A 21,310-nucleotide genomic window follows, 5' to 3' on the forward strand; every position below is an offset into this window, starting at 1 on the left:
TTCCAGCGCCGATGGTACTCGGACCGCAGGGTCCCGGGAGAGTAGGACGTCGCGAGGCAACAGAGAAGAGCTCGATCCATTGCGGATCGGGCTCTTTTTACCAAATCGACAAAACAAGACAAAACGGCCCGTCCGCCCGACAAAAAGACCCGCTCCAGAGACGAACCAACGGAGCGGGTCTTTTTTGCTTATCGGTTTTCAATGCCGTCCAAGAACAGGTCGGAGTACAGTTTCGATATATCGGAAGCGGTCAGTTTGCCGCCTTCCTTGTACCAGCGGTACACCCAGTTGATCGAACCGAGGATCGACAGCGCCGTAATCCGCGCGTGAACCGGTCGGAACTCGCCTGCTGCGATGCCTTGCTCGATCACTTGCGTCCAGAGGTTGAGGTATTTGTCGGTCAAATCCTGAATGACTTGGTGCTGGTCTTCTCCCAGCGAGAAAGCTTCGCGCAGCAGGACGGTCGTTAGCTGCACGTTCTTGGTCACGTACTTCAAATGGTTTTCAATCGCTAAGTGCAAACGCTCGCGGTTGGTGAGCGACGCATTCTTGAGAATTTCCTCCATCTGCCCGTTGAACTCGCTGATCGAACGGTGTGCGAGCTGCATGAGCAGGTCTTCCTTCGAGGTGATATAGTGGTAGAGAGAGCCTTTTTGCAAACCGACCTCGTCGGCAATGTCCTGCACCGAAGTCGCGTGGTAGCCCTTGCGCTCAAACAGCATGACCGCGGCCTTGGTGATTTCTTCGTATTTATTGGAAGCCATGTCTTCTCATCTCCTTGTCACGTTCCGGACACTCTATAACAAAGAATCATACTTGGTATTCCCTGATTCAGTCAAGTCATATTCAAGTCCATCTTTAATTGGACAGGAAAGGAGCCCGCACATGGACGCGATAATCTTCGATGTAGACGGAACGCTGTTTCAAACGGAGAAGGTCGCGTTGCCGGCCTATCGTCAAACTTTTGAGCAACTTCGCCGCCCTCTCCCGTCTGACGAGGCGATCCTTAACACGTTCGGCATGACGATCCCTGAAGTTTGGGAAACCCTGCTCCCTGACGCTTCGATGGATGAGCGCGACAAAGCCAACGAACTGCTCGCCAAAGCCGAGATTGAGCTGATGCAAACCGGAACGGGCAACCTCTACCCGGGAGTGAAAAACACCCTGCAAACCCTCCGCGAGCGCGGCGTCAAACTTTTTACCGCATCGAACGGAGAACTGCGCTATGTGGAGACCGTGATCGAAACGCAAGGCCTCGCCCCGCTGTTTGACAAACTATACTGCGCCGGCGCCTACAAAACGGAGAAAAAAGAAGAACTCGTCCACCTCATCCTCCAAGAACAACACCTCAACGAGAAAAAAACCGCCATGGTCGGCGACCGCAAATCGGACATCACCGCCGGCAAGAAAAACTTTCTCCTCACGATCGGCTGCGACTTCGGATTCGGCAACGCGCACGAACTCGACGGGGCCGATCTCCTTATCACATCGTTTGATCAACTTCTGATCAAGGTCAAATATAGTCAAATAGAAAGAAAATAAAAGAAACGACCCTGCTTCCACCGCAAAATCGGATTATTCCCCCTCAAAACTGGGCAAAGTGAAGAGAGATGACTCTTGGAATTTTGCCCGGTCGTACATATAATGAAGACATGAAGGTCAAAGTTAGTCAAAGTCAATGATCAGGAGGAGGGAGGTAGCGGGCACCATGCGCAACATCTCCGACATCATTGAAAATCACCTGAAGACCATCCTCACCAACTCACATGAAGGCATCGTTGAGATCAAGCGAAGCGAGTTGGCCGACACCTTTCACTGTGTGCCCTCCCAAATCAACTACGTGATCTCCACACGCTTTACCATTGAGAAGGGCTATGTTGTGGAATCCAAACGCGGCGGCGGCGGGTACATCCGCATCCAACGGGTCGGACTCGACCGGGGGAACAACGCGTTGCACCGCGCGATTCTCGACATCATCGGCAGCTCTTTGACCGCCCGGGAAGCGGAAGGGTTTCTCCAACGGCTTCTCGAGGAAAAAGTGCTGACCGAGCGCGAGGTCCTGATGATGCGTGCGGTGATCTGCAGTGACATCATCGCGCTGTCTCCACAGCTGCGCGACCAAGTGCGGGCCAGTCAATTGTCGGCAATGCTCGTCGCCATCCTCAAGGGATGACCCGACCTCAAGCTGTACAGGAGGAGGAGACGCCAAATGATCTGCCAGGAATGCAACCAACGTGATGCCACCGTGCACTTCACGAAGATCCTCAACAACACGAAACAGGAATTTCATCTGTGTGAATCCTGCGCCCGTGAAAAAGGCGACGTGATGATGAAATCCTTTGGTAGTCCCGGATTTGGGACGAATCCTTTTGGTGAACCTGCTTTTTCGTTCCAGAACCTGCTGTCCGGGCTTCTCGGCTTCGAAACGCAGGGAGCCACTCCCATGAGCAAAGGCATCCAGACCCAGCAAGGGCCGAAACGTTGCGCCACCTGCGGACTCAGCTATCCGCAGTTCGCTCAGTTGGGCCGATTTGGCTGTGCCGATTGTTATACAACGTTTGAGAACCACCTTGAGCCGCTCGTCCGCCGCATTCACGGCGGGGCCACCGCCCACACGGGCAAAGTTCCGCAGCGCGCCGGCGGCCGGATCAAGATCAAAAAACAAATCGAAGAGCTCCGCGCCGAACTGCAACAAAAAATCAGTGCCGAGCGCTTCGAGGAAGCAGCCGTTCTGCGCGACCGCATCCACGAGTTGGAACGCGGGGTCCAGGGCAACAGCGGGGAGGGGGTGTGAACCATGTCGATTTCAGACTTTGTTCGTGACGCGTCCCGCTGGATGCAAGAAGAAGGTCCGCACTCGGACATCGTAATCTCCACCCGCATCCGCATCGCCCGCAACTTGCGCGACATTCCCTTTCCGTTGCTTGCCAATGAAGCGCAATCGGAGGAAGTTCTAAACGCCGTCCGCCAAGCGGTGGAATCTCCGGCTTTTGCTGAAAAAGGACGCTACGAGATCCTCCCCCTGCGCGACGTGGAAGATGTGGACCGCCAAGCGTTGGTCGAGAAGTATCTGATCTCGCCCTCGCTCGTCGAACACGCCCGTCGAGGCGCGGTCGTCCTGCGCGACGACGAGGAAGTCTCGATCATGGTCAACGAGGAAGATCACTTGCGCCTGCAAGTGTTGCTCCCGGGCCTGCAACTGCGCGAAGCCTGGGCGCTCGCCAACGAGACGGACGACTTGTTGGAAGCTCGTTTGAACTACGCGTTTGACGACCGCTACGGTTATCTGACCGCCTGCCCGACGAACGTCGGCACCGGCATCCGGGCGTCCGTCATGCTGCATCTGCCGGCGCTCGTCGTCACGCAGCAGATCAACCGCGTGCTCTCGGCGCTCGGCCAAGTCGGGCTCGTCGTGCGCGGCGTCTACGGCGAAGGCACGGAAGCGGTCGGCAATCTGTTTCAGATCTCGAACCAGATCACGCTCGGCCAGTCGGAAGAGGAGATCATCTTGAACCTCGATTCGGTCGTGCGCAAGATCATCGAGCACGAACAGTCCGCCCGTCACTTCCTGCTCAACGAAAACCGCGAAGTGATCGAAGACCGCATCGCCCGCTCGTTTGGCATCCTCGCCTACGCGAGACGGCTCGATTCCAAAGAGACGATGCAACGTCTCTCCGATGTGCGCCTCGGCATCGACCTCGGCGTGATCAAGGGCGTCAGCAAAAACATCCTCAAAGAGCTGATGGTGATGACCCAACCCGGTTTCCTGCAAAAATTTCACGGGGCGGAACTGGCTCCGGGAGAGCGGGATTGGCGGCGCGCCTCGCTCGTCCGCGAACGTTTGCAAATGGATGAAGGGCGGATTTAACCCCGGCATCTTGCCAAGCATAATGTCCCTTTGTCTTGGAATATGATCGAAGTACTATGGAGGTGGAACCCATGATGTTTGGACGTTTTACGGAACGCGCACAGAAAGTGTTAGCACTGGCTCAAGAAGAAGCGAGCCGCCTCGGTCACTCCGGGGTCGGCACTGAGCATATCCTGTTGGGCCTCGTCCGCGAGGGCGAAGGCATCGCAGCGAAATCCCTGGTTTCGCTGGGGCTCTCCAGCGACAAAGTTCAAAAGGAAGTGGAAAAAATCATCGGCCGCGGCCCCGGTCAATCGGCCGGCATGGCCTACACCCCGCGCGCCAAAAAAGTCATCGAGCTCTCCATTGACGAAGCGCGCAAACTCGGCCACAACTACGTGGGCACCGAGCACATCTTGCTCGGCTTGATCCGCGAAGGCGAAGGCGTGGCAGCCCGCGTGCTCGCCAACCTCGGCGTCTCGCTGAACAAAGCCCGCCAGCAAGTGCTCCAACTGCTCGGCGGCGACACCCATGAATCGCACCAAGAGAACGCGCAGGCGGCGAACACTCCGACGCTCGATTCTCTGGCTCGCGACTTGACCCAGATGGCGCGCGACCAAAAGCTTGACCCGGTCATCGGCCGCGCCAACGAAATCGAGCGCGTGATCCAAGTGCTCTCCCGCCGCACCAAGAACAACCCGGTGCTGATCGGGGAGCCGGGTGTCGGCAAAACCGCCATCGCCGAAGGTCTCGCGCAACGCATCGTCGACAACGAAATTCCGGAAACCCTGCGCAACAAGCGCGTGATGGTGCTGGACATGGGCACCGTCGTCGCGGGCACCAAGTACCGCGGCGAATTCGAAGACCGCCTGAAGAAGATCATGGATGAAATCCGTCAAGCGGGCAACATCATTCTGTTCATCGACGAACTGCACACCTTGATCGGAGCAGGCGGCGCCGAGGGTGCGATCGACGCGTCGAACATCCTCAAGCCGTCGCTCGCCCGCGGCGAACTCCAGTGCATCGGCGCGACCACGCTGGATGAGTACCGCAAGCACATCGAGAAGGACGCAGCGCTGGAACGCCGCTTCCAACCGATCAACGTCGACCAGCCGAACAAGGAAGAAGCGATTTTGATCCTCCAAGGGCTGCGCGACCGCTACGAAGCGCATCACCGCGTCAAGATTCTCGACGAAGCGATCGACGCGGCCGTCAAACTGTCCGACCGCTACATCACCGACCGCTTCTTGCCGGACAAAGCGATCGACTTGATCGACGAAGCGGCTTCCCGCGTCCGCCTGCGCACGTACACCCAGCCGCCGAACCTGAAGGAACTCGAAGAAAAGCTCGAAGAGATCCGCTCGGAGAAGGAATCGGCCGTGCAATCGCAGGAGTTTGAAAAAGCGGCGTCTCTGCGCGACAAGGAGCAAAAACTGCGTGAAGAGCTGGAATCCCGCAAATCCGAATGGCAACAAACGCAAGTCAAAAAAGACTCGGTCGTCACCGCCGAAGACATCGCGGAAATCGTCGCGTCTTGGACCGGCGTTCCGGTCAAGAAGCTGGCGGAAGCAGAGTCGGAGCGCCTCTTGAACTTGGAGCAGATCCTCCATGACCGCGTCATCGGCCAAGACGAAGCGGTCAAGTCGATCTCCCGCGCCATCCGCCGCGCCCGCGCCGGTCTGAAAGACCCGAAGCGTCCGATCGGCTCCTTCATCTTCCTCGGCCCGACCGGGGTGGGGAAAACAGAACTGGCAAAAGCGTTGGCGGAAGCGATGTTCGGCGACGAGAACGCGATCATCCGCATCGACATGTCCGAGTACGGAGAACGCCACAGCACCGCCCGTCTGGTCGGAGCGCCTCCGGGCTATGTCGGCTACGAAGAGGGCGGCCAACTCACCGAGAAAGTCCGCCGCAAGCCGTACTCCGTCGTGCTGTTTGACGAAGTGGAAAAAGCGCACCCGGAAGTGTTCAACGTGCTGCTGCAAGTGCTGGACGACGGCCGTCTGACCGATTCCAAGGGCCGCACCGTCGATTTCCGCAACACGGTGATCATCATGACGTCCAACGTCGGCGCGCAAACGATCCGCAAGGGCGGCGCGCTCGGGTTCACCGCTTCCCGTGAAGCCGACTACACCGACATGAAAGACCGCGTGCTCGACGAACTGAAGAAACAGTTCCGTCCGGAGTTCTTGAACCGTCTCGACGACACCATCGTGTTCCATCCGCTCGCAGAAGAACACATCCGCGAGATCGTGGACCTGATGTCCGAAGACCTCAAGAAACGCCTGCGCGAAAACGACATTCACTTCGTGCTCACCGACGAAGCGAAGGCGTTCCTCGCCAAGGAAGGCTACGATCCGCAGTACGGCGCGCGTCCGCTCAAGCGCGCCATCCAGCGCCACATCGAGGACCAGCTTTCCGAAGCGATGCTCTCGGGCAACGTCAAGAAGGGCGACCTCGTCAAGATCGACACCGAAGACGGCAAACTCACCGTCAAAAACCAAGGCGCTGCCGAACAAGAAGAACCGCAACAAGCCTAATGCCGATCAAAAAATCCCGTATCCGCTGCCTTTTGTGGCGGAGGCGGGGTTTTTTTTTCAAAATCGACTCCTCAGTACGAAACTCTTGGGGGTTCGCTGCGTATCATCTACTTAGGTCCCTTGTTGCGTGCTTGTCTTTCGTATATGATGGAGATTGGAACCTTTTTGTATGACAGAGACGAATAGGGGACACGTATGGCAAAGTATAAATCAAAATTTGTGTGCCAAGACTGTGGGTATGAAAGCCCCAAATGGATGGGCAAATGTCCGGGATGCGGCCAATGGAACACCATGGTCGAAGAGGTCGCCGCGCCGGCGTCGGCCCCCTCGCATGCGGCGCTTGCGCACTTGCAGTCCGAACCTGCGCGGGTCACTCGGATCACCGAGATCGACACCGTGGAGGAGGCGCGTACACACAGCGGATACGGCGAATTTGACCGGGTTTTGGGCGGCGGGATCGTCGGCGGGTCGTTGGTGCTGGTCGGGGGAGACCCCGGCATCGGCAAATCCACGCTCTTGCTGCAAACCTCGAACGCCATCGCGACGCAAGGCCGCCGCGTGTTGTACGTCTCCGGGGAGGAATCGGCGAAACAGATCAAACTGCGCGCCGACCGCCTGGGGTCACTCAGTGAAAACCTGCTCATTCTGCCGGAGACGGATCTCGAACGCGTCGAGTCGCATATCAAGACGCACAACCCAGATTTTCTTATCATCGACTCGATCCAGACCGTGTACCGTCCGGGCCTGCAATCGGCGCCGGGCAGTGTCGGTCAAGTGCGGGAGTGCACCGCCTTTTTGCTGCGCATCGCCAAGACCTTGAACTTGGCCACGTTTATCGTCGGCCACGTCACCAAGGAAGGGGCGATTGCCGGGCCGCGCATGTTGGAGCATATGGTCGACGCCGTCCTCTATTTTGAAGGTGAAAGACATCACACGTATCGGATTTTGCGCGGCGTGAAAAACCGCTTCGGCTCCACCAACGAAATCGGCATCTTCGAGATGCGCGAGAAGGGGCTGGAGGAAGTGGTCAATCCGTCGGAGCTGTTTCTATCTGAACGTCCGCACGGAGTGGCGGGCTCTTGCGTCATCGCCAGCATGGAGGGCACGCGCCCGGTGCTGGTCGAGATCCAAGCGCTGGTCACACCGTCTTCGTACGGGACCCCGCGCCGGATGGCGACGGGGTTGGATCACAACCGCGTCTCGCTGATCATGGCGGTCTTGGAGAAGCGCATGGGCTTGTACCTGCAATCGCAGGACGCGTATGTCAACGTCGCAGGCGGCGTGCGCCTCGACGAGCCGGCCGTGGACCTCGGCATCGCGCTGGCGCTCGCGTCGAGCTTTCGCGAGCAGACGATGCCGCCGACCGACGTTTACATCGGCGAAGTCGGCTTGACCGGCGAAGTGCGCGGCGTCTCGCGCATTGAACAGCGCGTGCGCGAGGCGATGAAGCTCGGCTTCACCCGCGTGATTCTCCCCACGAAGAACCTGCGCGGATGGCAGCCCCCGGCTGGCGTGAAAGTGATCGGAGTTGAAACGGTACAGGAGGCGTTCCAAGTAGCATTAGGGGGATGACGGGTTATGCGTGATGACATGAAAAAAGACACCCTTATCAACAAGATCCTCCGCTTCATCGCACCTGGCACCCAGTTGCGTGAAGGGTTGGAGAACGTTCTGCGGGCCAAGACCGGGGCCTTGATCGTCATCGGCAACTCCCCGCAGGTGATGGAGATCGTAGACGGCGGATTTTCGATCAACTGCGAATTTTCCGCGGCCTCTGTGTATGAATTGGCGAAGATGGACGGCGCGATCATCCTCTCGGAGGACGGCAAGCGGATCCTCTACGCCAACACCCAGTTGAATCCCGATCCGTCGATTCCCTCGTTTGAGACCGGCACGCGCCACCGCACCGCCGAGCGCGTCGCCAAACAGACGGGTCACCTCGTCGTGTGCATTTCGCAGCGCCGCGACGTGATTACGCTCTACCAATCGAATTTCCGTTATACGCTGAAGGACATCGGCGTCATCTTGACCAAAGCCAACCAAGCGATCAACACGCTGGAGAAGTACAAATCAGTTTTGGATCAAGCGCTGACCAACTTGAGCGCGCTGGAATTCGAAGAGCTGGTCACGCTGCACGAAGTCGCGCTCGTCATGCAGCGCATCGAGATGGTGTTGCGCATCAAGTCTGAAATTCGCCGGTACATCACGGAACTGGGCACCGAAGGCCGTCTGATCTCCATGCAGATGGAAGAGCTGGTGTCCAAAGTGGACGAAGAAGCGTATCTGTTGGTCAAAGACTATTGCAAAGAGACGCTCGACGTCACGCCGCATCAGATTTTGTCGGAGCTGCATACGCTGACTTCTGATGAATTGCTGGAAAGTCTGCAATTGGTGAGAGTTCTGGGGTACACCGGGAATATTAACATTACCGAAGAACCCGTTTCCTCGCGCGGTTATCGCATCTTGAACAAGATCCCGCGACTGCCGCAACCTGTCATTGAGAATCTGGTGGACACGTTTGACGCTCTGCCGCGCATCTTGCACGCTTCGATCGAGGAACTCGACGACGTGGAAGGCATCGGCGAAGTGCGCGCCCGCGCCATCAAGGAAGGGCTCAAGCGCATCTCCGAACAAGTGTTCATCGACCGGCACATCTAAACAAGCAGTGGGGGTTACAGGGGATAGGGAGGTAGGTACACATCATGATCGTAAGACGTGCGTTACCGAGCTTGTTTACCGTCGGGAACTTATTTTTGGGCATCATTTCTATCATCGTTGCTTTCAAGAGCAATTTCGCGTGGGCGGCCCTGTTGGTCATCATCGGCATGCTGCTCGACGGCCTTGACGGTCGCGTAGCCCGCGCTTTGAATGCACAAAGTGAATTCGGCAAAGAGCTGGATTCGCTTTCGGACGTCATCTCGTTTGGCGTGGCGCCGGCGTTCATCATGTACGGGGTCGTCCTGAACGAAATCGGCTGGATCGGCACCGTGATCACGGCGGTCTTCCCGATCTGCGGAGCGTTGCGCCTGGCGCGCTTCAACGTCGCCACCGGCACGCCGAACTACTTCGTCGGGCTTCCGATCACGGCAGCGGGCGGGGTGCTCGCCACGATGGCGCTCTACCACGACGCGATTCCGGCGAAGACGATCTGGATGCCGCTGTTCATGCTCTTCCTCGCGTACCTGATGGTCTCGAACATCAAGTACCCGAACTTCAAAAAAGTCGGCGTTCCGCGTTCCGCGTACTACATCGTGCCGGCGATCATCGTCATCGTGGCGTTCGTGTTCTGGTTGTTCCCGCAGCACGCGACGAAGCTGGTCTTCCTGCCGCTGGCGGTGTACGCTTTCTACGGCGTTTTAAAAAAAAACGGCAAACGGAAGGCGAAAAAAGGAAGCGAAAGCACACGTGAGGAATACGAACAAATAGCCAAGTAGCCGGGCAAAACGCAGCTCCCTTCCTTCAAGGGACTGCGTTTTTTTCGACATAAAAAAACAAGCTGTTGACGAATGGTGTCTGAATATGGTAGGATAATAATTTTAAAATTTGACCGAATACCGCTTTTGTGCTATCATGAGACACAGAAATGCCACCAAGATGGGGGTGCGTCAGTGTTTAAAATCGGAGACCGTGTTGTGTATCCTATGCATGGCGCCGGCATCATCGAGGCGATTGAGGACAAGGAATTTCTCGGTCAGGTTGAGCAGTATTACATTCTGCGCATGCCGTACGGTGAGATGAAAGTGATGATTCCCGTTTCGAAGATCGACACGCTGAACATCCGGGAGACGATTGTGGAAGCGGATGTGGACCAAGTGCTCGGCATCTTGCGCGAAGAGAAAGAGCGGATGAACGAATCTTGGAACAAGCGGTACCGCGAGAACCTCGACAAGCTCAAGGGCGGCGACATCTACGAAGTGGCCGACGTGTTGGGCGAGTTGTTGTACTTTGAGCGGGAGAAGGGACTGTCCACCGGCGAGCGCAAAATGTATGACACGGCGAAACACATCTTGGTCAGCGAGTTGTTGTTGGTCGGCCCCGCCGGCGAAGAGGAACTGGAGAATATGTTTCATGCACTCTCCAAGAAGACGTCTTCGTGACGTCTTCTTTTGTTAAATCTTCTTGACAAACTCGCACAAACGCGTTTCTTGGGGCGCATGATTGTCTATAATGGCATCTATAGAGGAGGTGACGTCCTGTGCTGAAGAGAATCGTGCATTTGTTTTTCGCAGTGATCGGGATCGTGCTCGGGTACCAATTCGCGCCCGAGTTGTTCAGTTGGATTCAGCTCGACTCCAATCCGTTTTCGCATCCGATCTTCGGAGCGGTGTTGGGAGGCTCGTTGTTTATCTTGGCGACGAGTTGGGTAGTCGACTATGTGGTGACGTTGATCAAGTGGTGTGAAGAGAAGTTGCTGAAAACCCCGTTTTCCGACGTGTTGGCCGGAGCATTCGGTATGGTGGCCGGTCTTATTATCGCCTATCTGATGGCGCCCGCAATAGCACTCATACCCGTCGTCGGCAGCGTGGTCCAGTTCTTCGCAAGCGTCCTCTTGGCGTACATGGGGTATCGCTTCTTCTTCTCGAAGCGCGAGGACTTCATGAACTTCTTCGCCGGTCGTTTCGGCCGCGACAAGGAGAAGGACAAAGACAAGGACAAGGACAAAAAGGGCGAGGAGAAACTCCGTCCGGGCGACGCGAAGCTGCTCGACACGTCGGTGATCATCGACGGTCGGATCGCCGACATCGTCAAAACCGGCTTCCTCGACGGCGTGCTGGTCATCCCGTCGTTCGTGCTGGAAGAGTTGCAGCACATCGCCGACTCGTCCGACGTGCTCAAGCGCAACCGCGGCCGCCGCGGCTTGGACATCTTGAACAAGATCCAGAAGGAACTCAAGATCAAGGTGCAAGTCATGGAGATCGACTTCGACGACATCCAAGAGGTCGATTCGAAGCTGGTGCGCCTCGCCAAGAACATCTCGGGCAAGGTCGTGACCAACGACTTCAACTTGAACAAAGTCTGCGAGCTCCAAGGGGTGGCGGTGTTGAACATCAACGACCTCGCCAACGCAGTAAAGCCGGTGGTTTTGCCGGGGGAAGAGATTCACGTCCAAGTGATCAAGGACGGCAAGGAATACAACCAAGGCGTCGGCTACCTCGATGACGGCACGATGATCGTCGTAGAGGGCGGACGCGAGTACATCGGCACGCGCCTTGAAGTGCTGGTGACGTCGGTGCTCCAAACGAGCGCCGGCCGGATGATTTTCGCCAAGCCGAAAGCGCTGGAGAGAGCGCTGTAGTTTTTTAAGTCAACAACCAGAAACGCTTCATTCGTCCCGTGACGAGTGAAGCGTTTTTTTGTTAGAATTAGAAGAAAATGAGAGAGAACTGAGAGCGGGATGGAGGTCTGGGTGCGTGATACATGTCAACACGGGGAGTCTGCGGTATGCCGCCAGCCGATTTGCGGGCGGGGCGTCCGATTTGCGGACGAAAGCCAGCCGGTTGAAGAGCAGCGAAGTGGAAGCGTTGTCCCATTGGAGGGGGATGGCGGCGCTGGCGTTTGCCAAAGCGGTGGCGGTGATCATCGAGGATTTGAACAAAGCGGCAGGGTTTTTGGAGCAGGCGAACAGCGCGATGAACCAACTGGCGTGGACGATGGAGCAAGTGGAGCGTTTGCAGCAGCAGATTCAGACGTTGGAATGGGAGTTGTCTTCCTTGCAAGGGGAAGAGAACGCGCATGAGCGGAGGCAATTAAGCCTGCACATTCGCGGCTTGAAAAACCAAGCGGAGATGGAAGCGAGCCAAGCGGACTACACCGCTTCGCAAGCGTTCGGGGGGATCTTGCAAAGCCTGCATTCCCTGCATTTCTACGCCCAGGACAAAGGCTGGTGGCACGAGTTGCTCCACGGTCTGGAGAGCGCCTACGAAGGCACAGGCGGGGTGATCGCGGGGCTGGTGGAGTCGGTGGTGGATACGGTCGGCGGTTTGATCGACTCGGTCGTGCACTTGGACAAGACCATCGAGGGACTGGAGCAGATGGTGGAGCACCCAATCCAAACGGCGGAAGCGATCTGGGGATCGATCTCCGAGTCTTGGAACCATGATGTCGTCAACGGCGACGCCTATTCCCGTGGGGAGTGGTTCGGGAAAGCGGTCGGGAACATCGTCCTCGGCATCATCGGCGACAAAGGTGCCGACAAAGTCGTCGACGCTCTGAAGGTGGCGAAGGCGGGAAAGATCGCGGAAGAGGCATCGACGGTAGAACGCATCGCGGATGCGGGGACGATGAAGGAGAACGGGAACCTTGAGAGGGCGTATAAAATCAAAGATAATCACGCCCCGTTTTCACCCGAGCAACTGTCAACTCGAATCGGACAACCCTTTGCATCAGAGGTTCCAGACATTCTAAAAAAGTTTGGGGTGAATATGGACCTGCAGGAATTTATCGAGTTGAAGAACGCGCCGCTGCAGGAACATTGGAATGATGTGGAGGGTCAAAGCCTTGTTAAACGGGTTCGTTCTGAGCTGAAATTAGAAGATGGCGTTGTTATGCAGAAGATCATAGGCAGAGATAAGGTGCAAGATATTTTGAACAAGGGCACCGATAGAGTTTTTGGTTTCACGGCACGGTATCAAGATGTAGCGCATCTTGATACGCCAAGAAAGATCAAAGAAGAATTGCGGTTGGACTACAACCGTCGAAACGACCCGCATCATCCCGATCAGCCGAATCCGTATTTTAACCAAAAGTATCCGAATGGTTATCTGGATGAGAACGATCAGTTCATGGAAGGACCAGTCTATGCTTTACGCTACAATTTGGAAAACTCCGGGATGTATAGGCCTCCTTTTGAAGATAACGTACAAGTGATTAAAGAAAAATTCCCGTTTTTGGGGAATGCTTTTGCAGCAGGCAAGGGGCTGATCCCGGAATTTGATATGATTAAAGACGGGTTTGACAAATTGAATATTGGTTCTGAGATTTACAGAATTGATGAAAACGGTAATCAGGTCGTGTTGGCTCGATATCTTGGCAAAAAGCAGTGGCAAGTGTTAGAACCTAATTGGTAAGCGAGGGATGTTGACATGGAAAGAAAAGATGGAACGTTTGCGGTGTATCGGGGTAAGGAATACGAACTGTCCATGGATGCTTATACGGGAGAGCGTCTGTTAGTATCACCAAATGCAGATTCTCAACAGGAAGGTTTTGTTCCGTGGGAAGAGCTCCCTGGCTTTTATAAAAAAGTAGTAAAGAAAGAAGAGTTGGATTCGGCCTACCGTTACGATAATTACGCAGTGTATGGCGGGAAATCTTTTCTGGTGGAGAATATTAAGGAAAAGGTCGCCTATTTGATTCACATTGGATTGGAAGGGTCTGAGGAAGCTGAAGCACTTGGCTTTAAGTTTGTCGATCGGTGGGAGTTTGTCAAAGATGTCCCTGTGGATAAAATTGATGAATTTCACACGATAGTAAATCCGTTGTGGGGGTTCGAGTTGCCGCCGGGGATGCCAGAAATTATTCGGTAAGTGAGTAATCGGGAAATGTGATGAGGAGGTACCCGAAAATGTCGGAACTCACCAAACTCTTAACTCAAGCCAAACAAACCCCCACCATGCGCCCGGACTTCTACAAAGCCCTCTGGGACGCCGAGCTCTACTTCATCGGGCGCATGGATGAGACGGATGACACGTACCACCTCTCTTTTTATGAAGCCGCCGGTCGTACCTTGCTTCCGTGCTTTTCCTCTGAGGGACTTTTCCGCTCGGTTGTGCCTGAAGCGGAGCACGAAACGGTCGTTCTCCTCCCTGTCCGCGAGGTCTTCCCGAGCGTCGGGTCGGAGATCACCGTCGTCCTGAATCCGTTCACCGACGTCGGCAAGGAATTCGACGCACTCGAACGCCGCGCTCTCCAAGCGGGAGTTCTCTTCGAACTCCCGCCGAAAGCCGCAGCCGCTCAAGAGCCGGGTGAAAATACCAACGAGCCCGCCACCTACTTCGGCACCCCGAAGGAAAAACCGGAGGCGTTGCTCGCAGCACTGGAGGACTTTTTCCCGACACGCCCTGAAATCCAAACGGCGTACTTGGGGATGATCGCAATCACTGATTCCACCCACCCGCCGCACCCCTTGCTTGGGCTGGTATGGACAGGTCCGTCGGAAGCGAAGTTCCTCGAACTCACGCTCGACATCCAATCCCAGATCCGCGCATCCCTCCCGGACGCCCCGCAACTGGACGTCTACCGCCTCACCCCGGACGACACCCGCGAAGTCGCCCGCTATCTGCTCGACAAAACAACACCGATCTACACCAAGGAGCCGTAGGGCTCCTTTTTTCAAATGGAGACCGTACATGGGGAGAGGAGGAGAACTGATGAAATATAAACAATATGTTGACTACGCAATGCACCGAGGAAAAGAGTATGAATTATCAAGTGATCCAAATACAGGGGACTATATGTTGTTATCTTCAGATCCTGAGACTCAATGTGAAGGATTTGTGCCTCGGGGGTGGCTTCCAGGTGAGTATAAAAAGGTAGTCAAAACGGAGGAAGTAGAATCCGTCTACCGATATACCTTATATGCCTTGTACCGAGGGCTGCAGTTTGAAGTTGAAAACATAAAGGATGGGATAGCGTTTTTGATACACAATGGCTTGGAAGGCTCTAACGAAGCAGTCGCGATTGGATTCAAGTTTGCAGACCGATGGTACTTTGAAAAACACGTACCGATGGAGGATATAGAAGAATTGCGTTTAAAGGCAAAACCGAACAAGGGTTTTGTCCTTCCGACGGCAGTAACAGTCGAACAAATCGTTCAGTTTGAAAGATGGCCGGATGAGGAGAGATGATGTGAAACCGAAGAGCAAAAGCGGTCAATTTGCGGTTTACAAAGGCCGTGAATACCAAGGATATCGGAATGACCGAGATGAAGCTGTCCTTTTTTCAAAAAATCCAATTGATTTCGTACGCGGGTTTCGTAAAAACAGTTCCGGTTGTTCTACGGTATGGGTTTACAGAAAGACGCCCTGGCTTGTATGTGAAAACGGTGCCGACCTACGAAGTGGAAGATGCCTACGATATTCTGTATCAAGCAGTGTACAGAGGGCTGCTGTTCCACGCGAATGAGACGGGAGATCGGAACATCAATCTCATGCACTCAGGATTTGAAGGTTTGGCTGAGGCTAGAGAGCTGGGATTCGAAATGGTGGAACCAGGTCTTTGCTCAAAAGTGGTGAGTCCAGATGAAGTTGAGCGGTTGATTCTGATCAAGGATCCGATTTTGGGATTTGAATAGAGCCCTCAAGCTCCCTTTTTTCCCCTTCCCCAATAGACAAACGCCGAATTTTGCTGTATGAATAAGGCTAGACTTGTACTTGTTAACGTGAAGGGATGAAACCCCATGCAAACGGAAGTGATCGTCGTCGCAGCCGGAAGCGGAACGCGGATGGGCAGTGCGATGAAAAAACAATACCTGCCCCTCGACGGTGCGCCGATTCTCGTGCGTACGCTGCAAACGTTGGCAGCCTGCCCGACGGTCCACCGGATCGTGCTGGTCGTGGCGTCAGAAGACGTACCGTACATCACCGAACTGATCGAAGCGTACTATCTGTCAAAAATCGGCGACGTCGTCGCCGGCGGACGCGAACGCCAAGACTCCGTTCGCAACGGCATCGCCGCGCTGTTGCACGACACTGAATTTGTCGCCGTCCACGACGCCGCCCGGCCGCTCGTCACGCCGGAGGAAGTCGAAGCCGTCCTGACCGCCGCGAAAATGTTCGGGGCCGCCACGCTCGGCGTCAAAGTCAAAGACACCATCAAGCGCGTCGACCAAGGACAGGTCCGCGAAACCCTCCAGCGCTCCGACCTCTGGGCCGTGCACACCCCGCAAGCCTTCCGCTGCGAATGGCTCGCCGAAGCGCACATGCGCGCCTGGGAGGCGGGCTACACCGGAACGGACGACGCCTCGCTCGTCGAGTGGGCCGGCTACCCGGTCTCGATGGTCGAAGGGCTCTACTCCAACCTCAAAGTCACCACGCCGGAGGACCTCGTGATCGCCGAAGCGTTGTGGCGAGCTCGAAAGGAGATTGACATTCAATGATGCGAATCGGAATGGGCTACGACGTCCATGAACTCGTGGAAGGCCGCCCGCTGATCCTCGGCGGGGTGACCATCCCGCATGAAAAAGGCCTGCTCGGACACTCCGACGCCGACGTACTGCTTCACGCCGTCAAGGATGCCATCCTCGGCGCGCTGGCGCTCGGCGACATCGGCTTGCACTTCCCGGACACGGACGAGCGCTTCAAGGGCGCCGACTCTGTGAAACTGCTCTCCCACGTCTGGAGCCTCGCCACCGAGCGCGGCTATACTCTCGGCAACCTCGATTGCGTCATCATGGCGCAGCGCCCGAAACTGCGCCCTTACATCGACGAGATGCGCGGCGTGTTGGCGCGCGAACTGGGCGCAGACCTGGACCAAGTCAACGTCAAAGCCACCACGACCGAGAAACTCGGATTCGTCGGCCGCGAAGAAGGCATGGCGGCGCAGGCGGTCGTGCTGCTTTTGAAAAAGTGATATACTTTTGGGGGAGAAACCCAAATTAGAAGACCTTGGAGGCATGCAACGTGACTGTTCGCTTGAGATATGCACCGAGCCCGACCGGGCACTTACATATCGGCGGTGCACGCACCGCGCTGTTTAACTACCTGTTTGCCAAAAAACACAACGGCACCTACATCCTGCGCATCGAAGACACCGACCAAGCCCGCAACAAGGAAAACGCGGACGTCGGGTTCATGAACGGCTTTGAATGGCTCGGCCTGCCCTGGGACGAAGGCCCCCGCGTCGGCGGAGAGTACGGCCCGTACTCCTGCATGGAGCGCCTCGACATCTACCAGCGTCATACCGACCAACTGCTCGCAGAAGGCAAAGCGTACCACTGCTACTGCTCCGAAGAAGAGCTGGAAGCAGAACGCGAAGAGCTCAGCGCCCGTGGCGAACTGCCGCGCTACCTCGGCAAGTGCCGCCATCTGACCGCAGAACAAAAAGCCGCGCACGAAGCAGCCGGGCGCAAAGCGACCGTACGGTTCCGCGTGCCGGACGATCATGTGCTGAAATTCCACGACATGATCCGCGGCGACATCGAATTCGAATCGAACGGCATCGGCGATTTCGTCATCGTGAAATCGGACGGCGTGCCGACCTACAACTTCGCCGTGACCGTCGACGACGCGCTGATGAAAATTTCACACGTCGTGCGCGGCGAAGAGCATCTCTCGAACACCCCGCGCCAACTGTTGATCTACGAAGCGTTCGGCTGGACGGTGCCGGAGTTCGCGCACTTGCCGCTGATCTTGAACGAAACCGGCAAGAAGCTCTCCAAGCGCGACGAGTCGATCGTGCAATTCATCGAGCAATACGAAGAACTCGGCTACCTGCCGGAAGCGATCCTCAACTTCCTCGCACTTCTCGGATGGTCGCCGGGCGGCGAGCAAGAGATGTTTACGCTGGACGAATTGGTCGAGCAGTTCTCGTTTGAGCGCGTGCAGAAGTCGGGCGCGATCTTCGACTCCGGCAAATTGGCATGGATGAACGGCCAGTACATCAAAGCCGCCGATCTTGACCGCATCGTGAACTTGGCAGTTCCGTTTTTGCAAAAAGCGGGCTTCCTCGGCGCTGACTATGACCGCGCGTGGGTTTCGCAGTTCGTCGAACTGTACAAGGACGGCCTGAACGCCGTTGCGGAAATCACCGAGCATGCGGCGTTGTTCTTTGACACCGAAGTTGCATACGATGAAGAAGCGAAAGCGGTGCTCGGCGAAGAATCGGTGCCGACCGTCTTGGCGGCGTTCCGCGACAAGGCGCAAGGTCTGGACGAATTCACGCCGTCCGCCATCCAAGCGGCGCTCAAAGAAGTGCAGAAAGAAACCGGCTTTAAAGGCAAGCAGCTGTTCATGCCGGTGCGCGTCGCGGCGACCGGACAGGTGCACGGCCGCGACTTGAACACCACCCTCGCGCTTTTGGGCCGTGAAAAAGTTGTCAATCGACTGACCCAACTGGTACAATAACAGAGAACGATCTCGAAACACCAAGAAAGATGTCGAACAAGGAAAAGTAGCGCGGCACGACCTGCCAGAGAGTTCCCACCGAGACGACGACGTCGAGGCTGGAAGTGGGAGCGAGGAGACGACCCGTGAAATGCGCCTTGTTGTTCGCGGGAGGCAATGCCCGACGCCTGACCCCCGTTACCGGGTCTTCGAGCGGGTCGACCCCTGTGCACCGTCGTGTGCATGCGAGACGGGGAGACCAAGCAGAGTGGAACCACGGCGTATACAGCCCGTCTCTGTCCATCCGGCAGAGGCGGGCTTTTTTCATCTGGGAGAGACAGCAAGAGGGGGGAAACACCACATGTTTGCAAGGATTCGAGAGGATATACAAACGGTCATGAAAAACGACCCGGCTGCGCGGAGTTCTTTTGAAGTGTTTTTGACCTACTCGGGGCTCCATGCGATTTGGTTTCATGTCTGGTCGCACAAGCTGTGGAGTTGGGGCTGGCGAACACCCGCTCGGTTGGTGTCGCAGTTCGGACGCTGGTTGACGGGGATCGAGATTCACCCCGGCGCGCAGATCGGCCGCCGCTTGTTTATCGACCACGGGATGGGCGTTGTGATCGGGGAAACCGCCATCGTAGGCGATGATTGCACGCTCTACCAAGGTGTCACGCTCGGAGGAACGGGCAAGGAAAAAGGCAAGCGTCACCCGACGCTCGGCAACAACGTCATGGTGGCATCCGGCGCCAAAGTGCTCGGCTCGTTCACCATCGGCGACAATTCGAAGATCGGCGCCGGCTCCGTCGTCTTGCGCGAAGTGCCGCCCAACGCCACGGTCGTCGGCATTCCCGGCAAAGTGATCATGCAGGACGGCAAGCGCGTGGATCAATTTGACCAATGCAACATGCCCGACCCGGTCATGGAGATCGTCAAACAGATGCAGCAGCAGATTGATGATTTGAAGTCGGAAGTGGAAAAACTACAACAGTCGCAAGCAAGGGGAGAACAGACCGATGTCCATTCAAGTCTATAACACCCTGTCCAGGCAGAAAGAACCCTTTCAACCGTTGAACGGGAACGATGTCAACATGTACGTGTGCGGCCCGACCGTCTATAATTTTTTTCACATCGGGAACGCGCGTCCGTTCGTCGTGTTTGACCAAGTGCGCCGCTACCTGCAATACCGCGGCTACAACGTCAAGTATGTGATGAACTTCACCGACGTCGATGACAAGATCATCAAGCGCGGGTTGGAAGAAGGAATATCGCCGCAGGAAGTGGCCGACAAGTATGTGGAGGCGTTTTTTACCGACGTGGAAGCGTTGCATGTCACGCGCGCCGACCTCTACCCGCGCGTGACCGAAGAGATGAGCGAGATCATCGCGATGATCGCGGAGCTTATCGAGACCGGTCATGCGTATGAATCGGGCGGCGATGTGTACTTCTCCGAACAAACGTTCGCAGACTACGGCAAGCTCTCCAAACAGACGATGGAGAACCTCGTGGCGGGCGCCCGCGTCGACGTCAACGACAAGAAAAAAGCCCCCGCCGACTTCGCGCTGTGGAAAGCGGCGAAACCCGGCGAGATCGCCTGGCCGTCCCCGTGGGGCGAAGGCCGTCCGGGTTGGCACATCGAGTGCTCGGCGATGATCCGCAAACACTTGGGCGAGCAGATCGACATCCACGGCGGCGGGGTGGACTTGACGTTCCCGCACCATGAGAACGAGATCGCCCAGTCGGAGTCGTGCACGCACAAACCGCTCGCCAAGTATTGGATGCACAACGAGTTTGTGAACTTGAACAACGAGAAAATGTCCAAGTCGACAGGTAATTTTTTCACAACGCGCGAGTTGTTGGAGAAGTACGAAGGCGGCGTGCTGCGCTTCCTGTTGCTGTCGGCGCACTACCGCAACCCGGTCAACTTCTCGGAAGAACTGGTGGAGAACGCGCAAAACGGCTTGGATCGCATCCGCTCTTCTTATGCCAACCTTACGCATCGACTAGAGACGGCGGTCGACGGCGATGCTGATAAGGTGGACGTTGAACAGTTCCGCGGCCAATTTACGGCGGCGATGGATGATGACTTCAACACGGCCGACGGCATCACGGCGATTTTTGAACTCGTCAGCGATGCCAACAAGTACCTCCGCCAAGAGACGGTGGAGCGCGGGGCGCTGCAGGCGTACCTGACGATCTTGGAAGAGTTGATGGGCGTGCTGGCGGTGCCGCTGGCGGCCGAAGAAGCGGATTTGGACGCCGAGGTCGAAGCGCTCATCGCCGAGCGCACCGAAGCGCGCAAGAGCAAAAACTGGGCACGGGCCGATGAGATTCGCGATCAACTGACCGCGATGGGCATCGTGCTGGAAGACACGCCGCAAGGGATTCGTTGGAGACGGAAGTGAGAGAGATGAACACCGACTGCGACAACCACAGCCGGGTGCAGGGGCTCGCCCCGATCACCCCGCTTGTGAAAAAACCGAACGAAATGCCCGGACTCGCGCTCGCCTACATGGGCGACGCGGTCTGGGAGATGTTTGTCCGCCAGCACCTGCTGTGCAAGGGCGAGATGCAGCCGAACCGCCTGCACAAATATGCAACGCACTATGTGAAAGCGAAATCGCAAGCGGACGTGTTGCATTACTTGACGGAGAGCTTGTCCGAAGAGGAACTGGCCGTCGTCAAGCGCGGACGCAACGCCAAGTCGGGGTCGACGCCCAAGAACGGCGACATCATCGACTACCGCTATGCGACAGGCTTTGAGAGTTTGCTGGGCTATCTGTACCTGCACGGGCGCTTTGACCGCTTGCAGGAACTGGCTTCCCGCTCGATTGAATGGCTGGAGTCCCAAGACAACTAGACCGTAGAGGAGACTGATACTATGA

General features: G+C 56.4%; 22 protein-coding genes. 21 read left to right on the forward strand and 1 reads right to left on the reverse strand.

The window, feature by feature from the left end; genetic code table 11:
• Positions 1-188: 188 nt before the first annotated feature.
• Positions 189-764 carry a TetR/AcrR family transcriptional regulator gene (locus EL26_RS18010; protein WP_038092164.1) on the reverse strand — a complete coding sequence of 192 codons (576 nt, stop codon included), beginning with the start codon at positions 762-764 and terminating at the stop codon, positions 189-191.
• 121 nt (positions 765-885) lie between these two features.
• Between EL26_RS18010 and EL26_RS18015 the strand changes: the two genes are divergently transcribed.
• From EL26_RS18015 to EL26_RS18115, 21 genes are all read left to right on the forward strand, one after another.
• A complete protein-coding gene (locus EL26_RS18015) occupies positions 886-1,542 on the forward strand; it encodes an HAD family hydrolase (protein ID WP_038092166.1) in 657 nt (218 codons plus the stop codon).
• Between the two features lie 166 nt (positions 1,543-1,708).
• A complete protein-coding gene (locus tag EL26_RS18020; RefSeq protein ID WP_038092169.1) occupies positions 1,709-2,173 on the forward strand; it encodes a CtsR family transcriptional regulator in 465 nt (154 codons plus the stop codon).
• Positions 2,174-2,209: 36 nt separating this feature from the next.
• A complete protein-coding gene (locus EL26_RS18025; protein WP_038092172.1) occupies positions 2,210-2,794 on the forward strand; it encodes a protein-arginine kinase activator protein McsA in 585 nt (194 codons plus the stop codon).
• Positions 2,795-2,797: 3 nt separating this feature from the next.
• On the forward strand, positions 2,798-3,868 hold the full coding sequence (locus EL26_RS18030; protein WP_038092175.1) for a protein arginine kinase: 1,071 nt from the start codon (positions 2,798-2,800) through the stop codon (positions 3,866-3,868).
• 71 nt (positions 3,869-3,939) lie between these two features.
• On the forward strand, positions 3,940-6,387 hold the full coding sequence (locus EL26_RS18035) for an ATP-dependent Clp protease ATP-binding subunit (protein WP_038092178.1): 2,448 nt from the start codon (positions 3,940-3,942) through the stop codon (positions 6,385-6,387).
• Between the two features lie 195 nt (positions 6,388-6,582).
• On the forward strand, positions 6,583-7,959 hold the full coding sequence (radA, locus tag EL26_RS18040) for a DNA repair protein RadA (RefSeq protein WP_038092181.1): 1,377 nt from the start codon (positions 6,583-6,585) through the stop codon (positions 7,957-7,959).
• A gap of 6 nt (positions 7,960-7,965) precedes the next feature.
• On the forward strand, positions 7,966-9,045 hold the full coding sequence (gene disA / locus EL26_RS18045; RefSeq protein ID WP_038092184.1) for a DNA integrity scanning diadenylate cyclase DisA: 1,080 nt from the start codon (positions 7,966-7,968) through the stop codon (positions 9,043-9,045).
• A 47-nt stretch (positions 9,046-9,092) separates the two neighbouring features.
• Positions 9,093-9,821, forward strand: a complete 729-nt coding sequence (gene pssA, locus EL26_RS18050) for a CDP-diacylglycerol--serine O-phosphatidyltransferase (RefSeq protein WP_052036551.1) — start codon at positions 9,093-9,095, stop codon at positions 9,819-9,821.
• 174 nt (positions 9,822-9,995) lie between these two features.
• A complete protein-coding gene (locus EL26_RS18055) occupies positions 9,996-10,484 on the forward strand; it encodes a CarD family transcriptional regulator (RefSeq protein WP_038092189.1) in 489 nt (162 codons plus the stop codon).
• Between the two features lie 98 nt (positions 10,485-10,582).
• Positions 10,583-11,683 carry a PIN/TRAM domain-containing protein gene (locus EL26_RS18060; protein ID WP_038092191.1) on the forward strand — a complete coding sequence of 367 codons (1,101 nt, stop codon included), beginning with the start codon at positions 10,583-10,585 and terminating at the stop codon, positions 11,681-11,683.
• A 115-nt stretch (positions 11,684-11,798) separates the two neighbouring features.
• Complete coding sequence (locus EL26_RS18065) at positions 11,799-13,454, forward strand: WXG100 family type VII secretion target (RefSeq protein WP_038092194.1); 1,656 nt, start codon at positions 11,799-11,801, stop codon at positions 13,452-13,454.
• A gap of 15 nt (positions 13,455-13,469) precedes the next feature.
• Complete coding sequence (locus EL26_RS18070; protein ID WP_038092196.1) at positions 13,470-13,910, forward strand: hypothetical protein; 441 nt, start codon at positions 13,470-13,472, stop codon at positions 13,908-13,910.
• Positions 13,911-13,948: 38 nt separating this feature from the next.
• Positions 13,949-14,704 (forward strand): enhanced serine sensitivity protein SseB C-terminal domain-containing protein, encoded by a 756-nt coding sequence (locus EL26_RS18075; protein ID WP_038092199.1) that lies wholly within the window; start codon positions 13,949-13,951, stop codon positions 14,702-14,704.
• A 49-nt stretch (positions 14,705-14,753) separates the two neighbouring features.
• Positions 14,754-15,230: a hypothetical protein gene (locus tag EL26_RS18080; protein ID WP_038092202.1), complete on the forward strand. Its 477-nt coding sequence runs from the start codon at positions 14,754-14,756 to the stop codon at positions 15,228-15,230.
• Between the two features lie 68 nt (positions 15,231-15,298).
• Entirely contained in the window at positions 15,299-15,676 is a 378-nt protein-coding gene (locus EL26_RS18085) for a hypothetical protein (protein ID WP_152559316.1), read from the forward strand.
• Positions 15,677-15,781: 105 nt separating this feature from the next.
• The gene (gene ispD / locus EL26_RS18090) at positions 15,782-16,480 is read left to right on the forward strand and encodes a 2-C-methyl-D-erythritol 4-phosphate cytidylyltransferase (RefSeq protein WP_038092207.1); all 699 of its coding nucleotides are present in this window, start codon (positions 15,782-15,784) and stop codon (positions 16,478-16,480) included.
• Entirely contained in the window at positions 16,477-16,953 is a 477-nt protein-coding gene (gene ispF / locus EL26_RS18095; protein ID WP_173424629.1) for a 2-C-methyl-D-erythritol 2,4-cyclodiphosphate synthase, read from the forward strand. The genes ispD and ispF overlap by 4 nt, the downstream gene beginning before the upstream one ends.
• A gap of 50 nt (positions 16,954-17,003) precedes the next feature.
• Positions 17,004-18,446: a glutamate--tRNA ligase gene (gene gltX, locus EL26_RS18100; RefSeq protein ID WP_038092211.1), complete on the forward strand. Its 1,443-nt coding sequence runs from the start codon at positions 17,004-17,006 to the stop codon at positions 18,444-18,446.
• 340 nt (positions 18,447-18,786) lie between these two features.
• The gene (gene cysE, locus EL26_RS18105; protein WP_038092215.1) at positions 18,787-19,461 is read left to right on the forward strand and encodes a serine O-acetyltransferase; all 675 of its coding nucleotides are present in this window, start codon (positions 18,787-18,789) and stop codon (positions 19,459-19,461) included.
• Complete coding sequence (gene cysS, locus EL26_RS18110; RefSeq protein ID WP_038092217.1) at positions 19,442-20,830, forward strand: cysteine--tRNA ligase; 1,389 nt, start codon at positions 19,442-19,444, stop codon at positions 20,828-20,830. The genes cysE and cysS overlap by 20 nt, the downstream gene beginning before the upstream one ends.
• Positions 20,831-20,835: 5 nt before the next feature.
• Positions 20,836-21,285 carry a Mini-ribonuclease 3 gene (locus EL26_RS18115; RefSeq protein WP_081857317.1) on the forward strand — a complete coding sequence of 150 codons (450 nt, stop codon included), beginning with the start codon at positions 20,836-20,838 and terminating at the stop codon, positions 21,283-21,285.
• Positions 21,286-21,310 lie beyond the last annotated feature (25 nt).

Origin of the sequence: Tumebacillus flagellatus (assembly GCF_000714935.1) — a bacterium.
Classification (GTDB): Bacteria; Bacillota; Bacilli; order Tumebacillales; family Tumebacillaceae; genus Tumebacillus; species Tumebacillus flagellatus.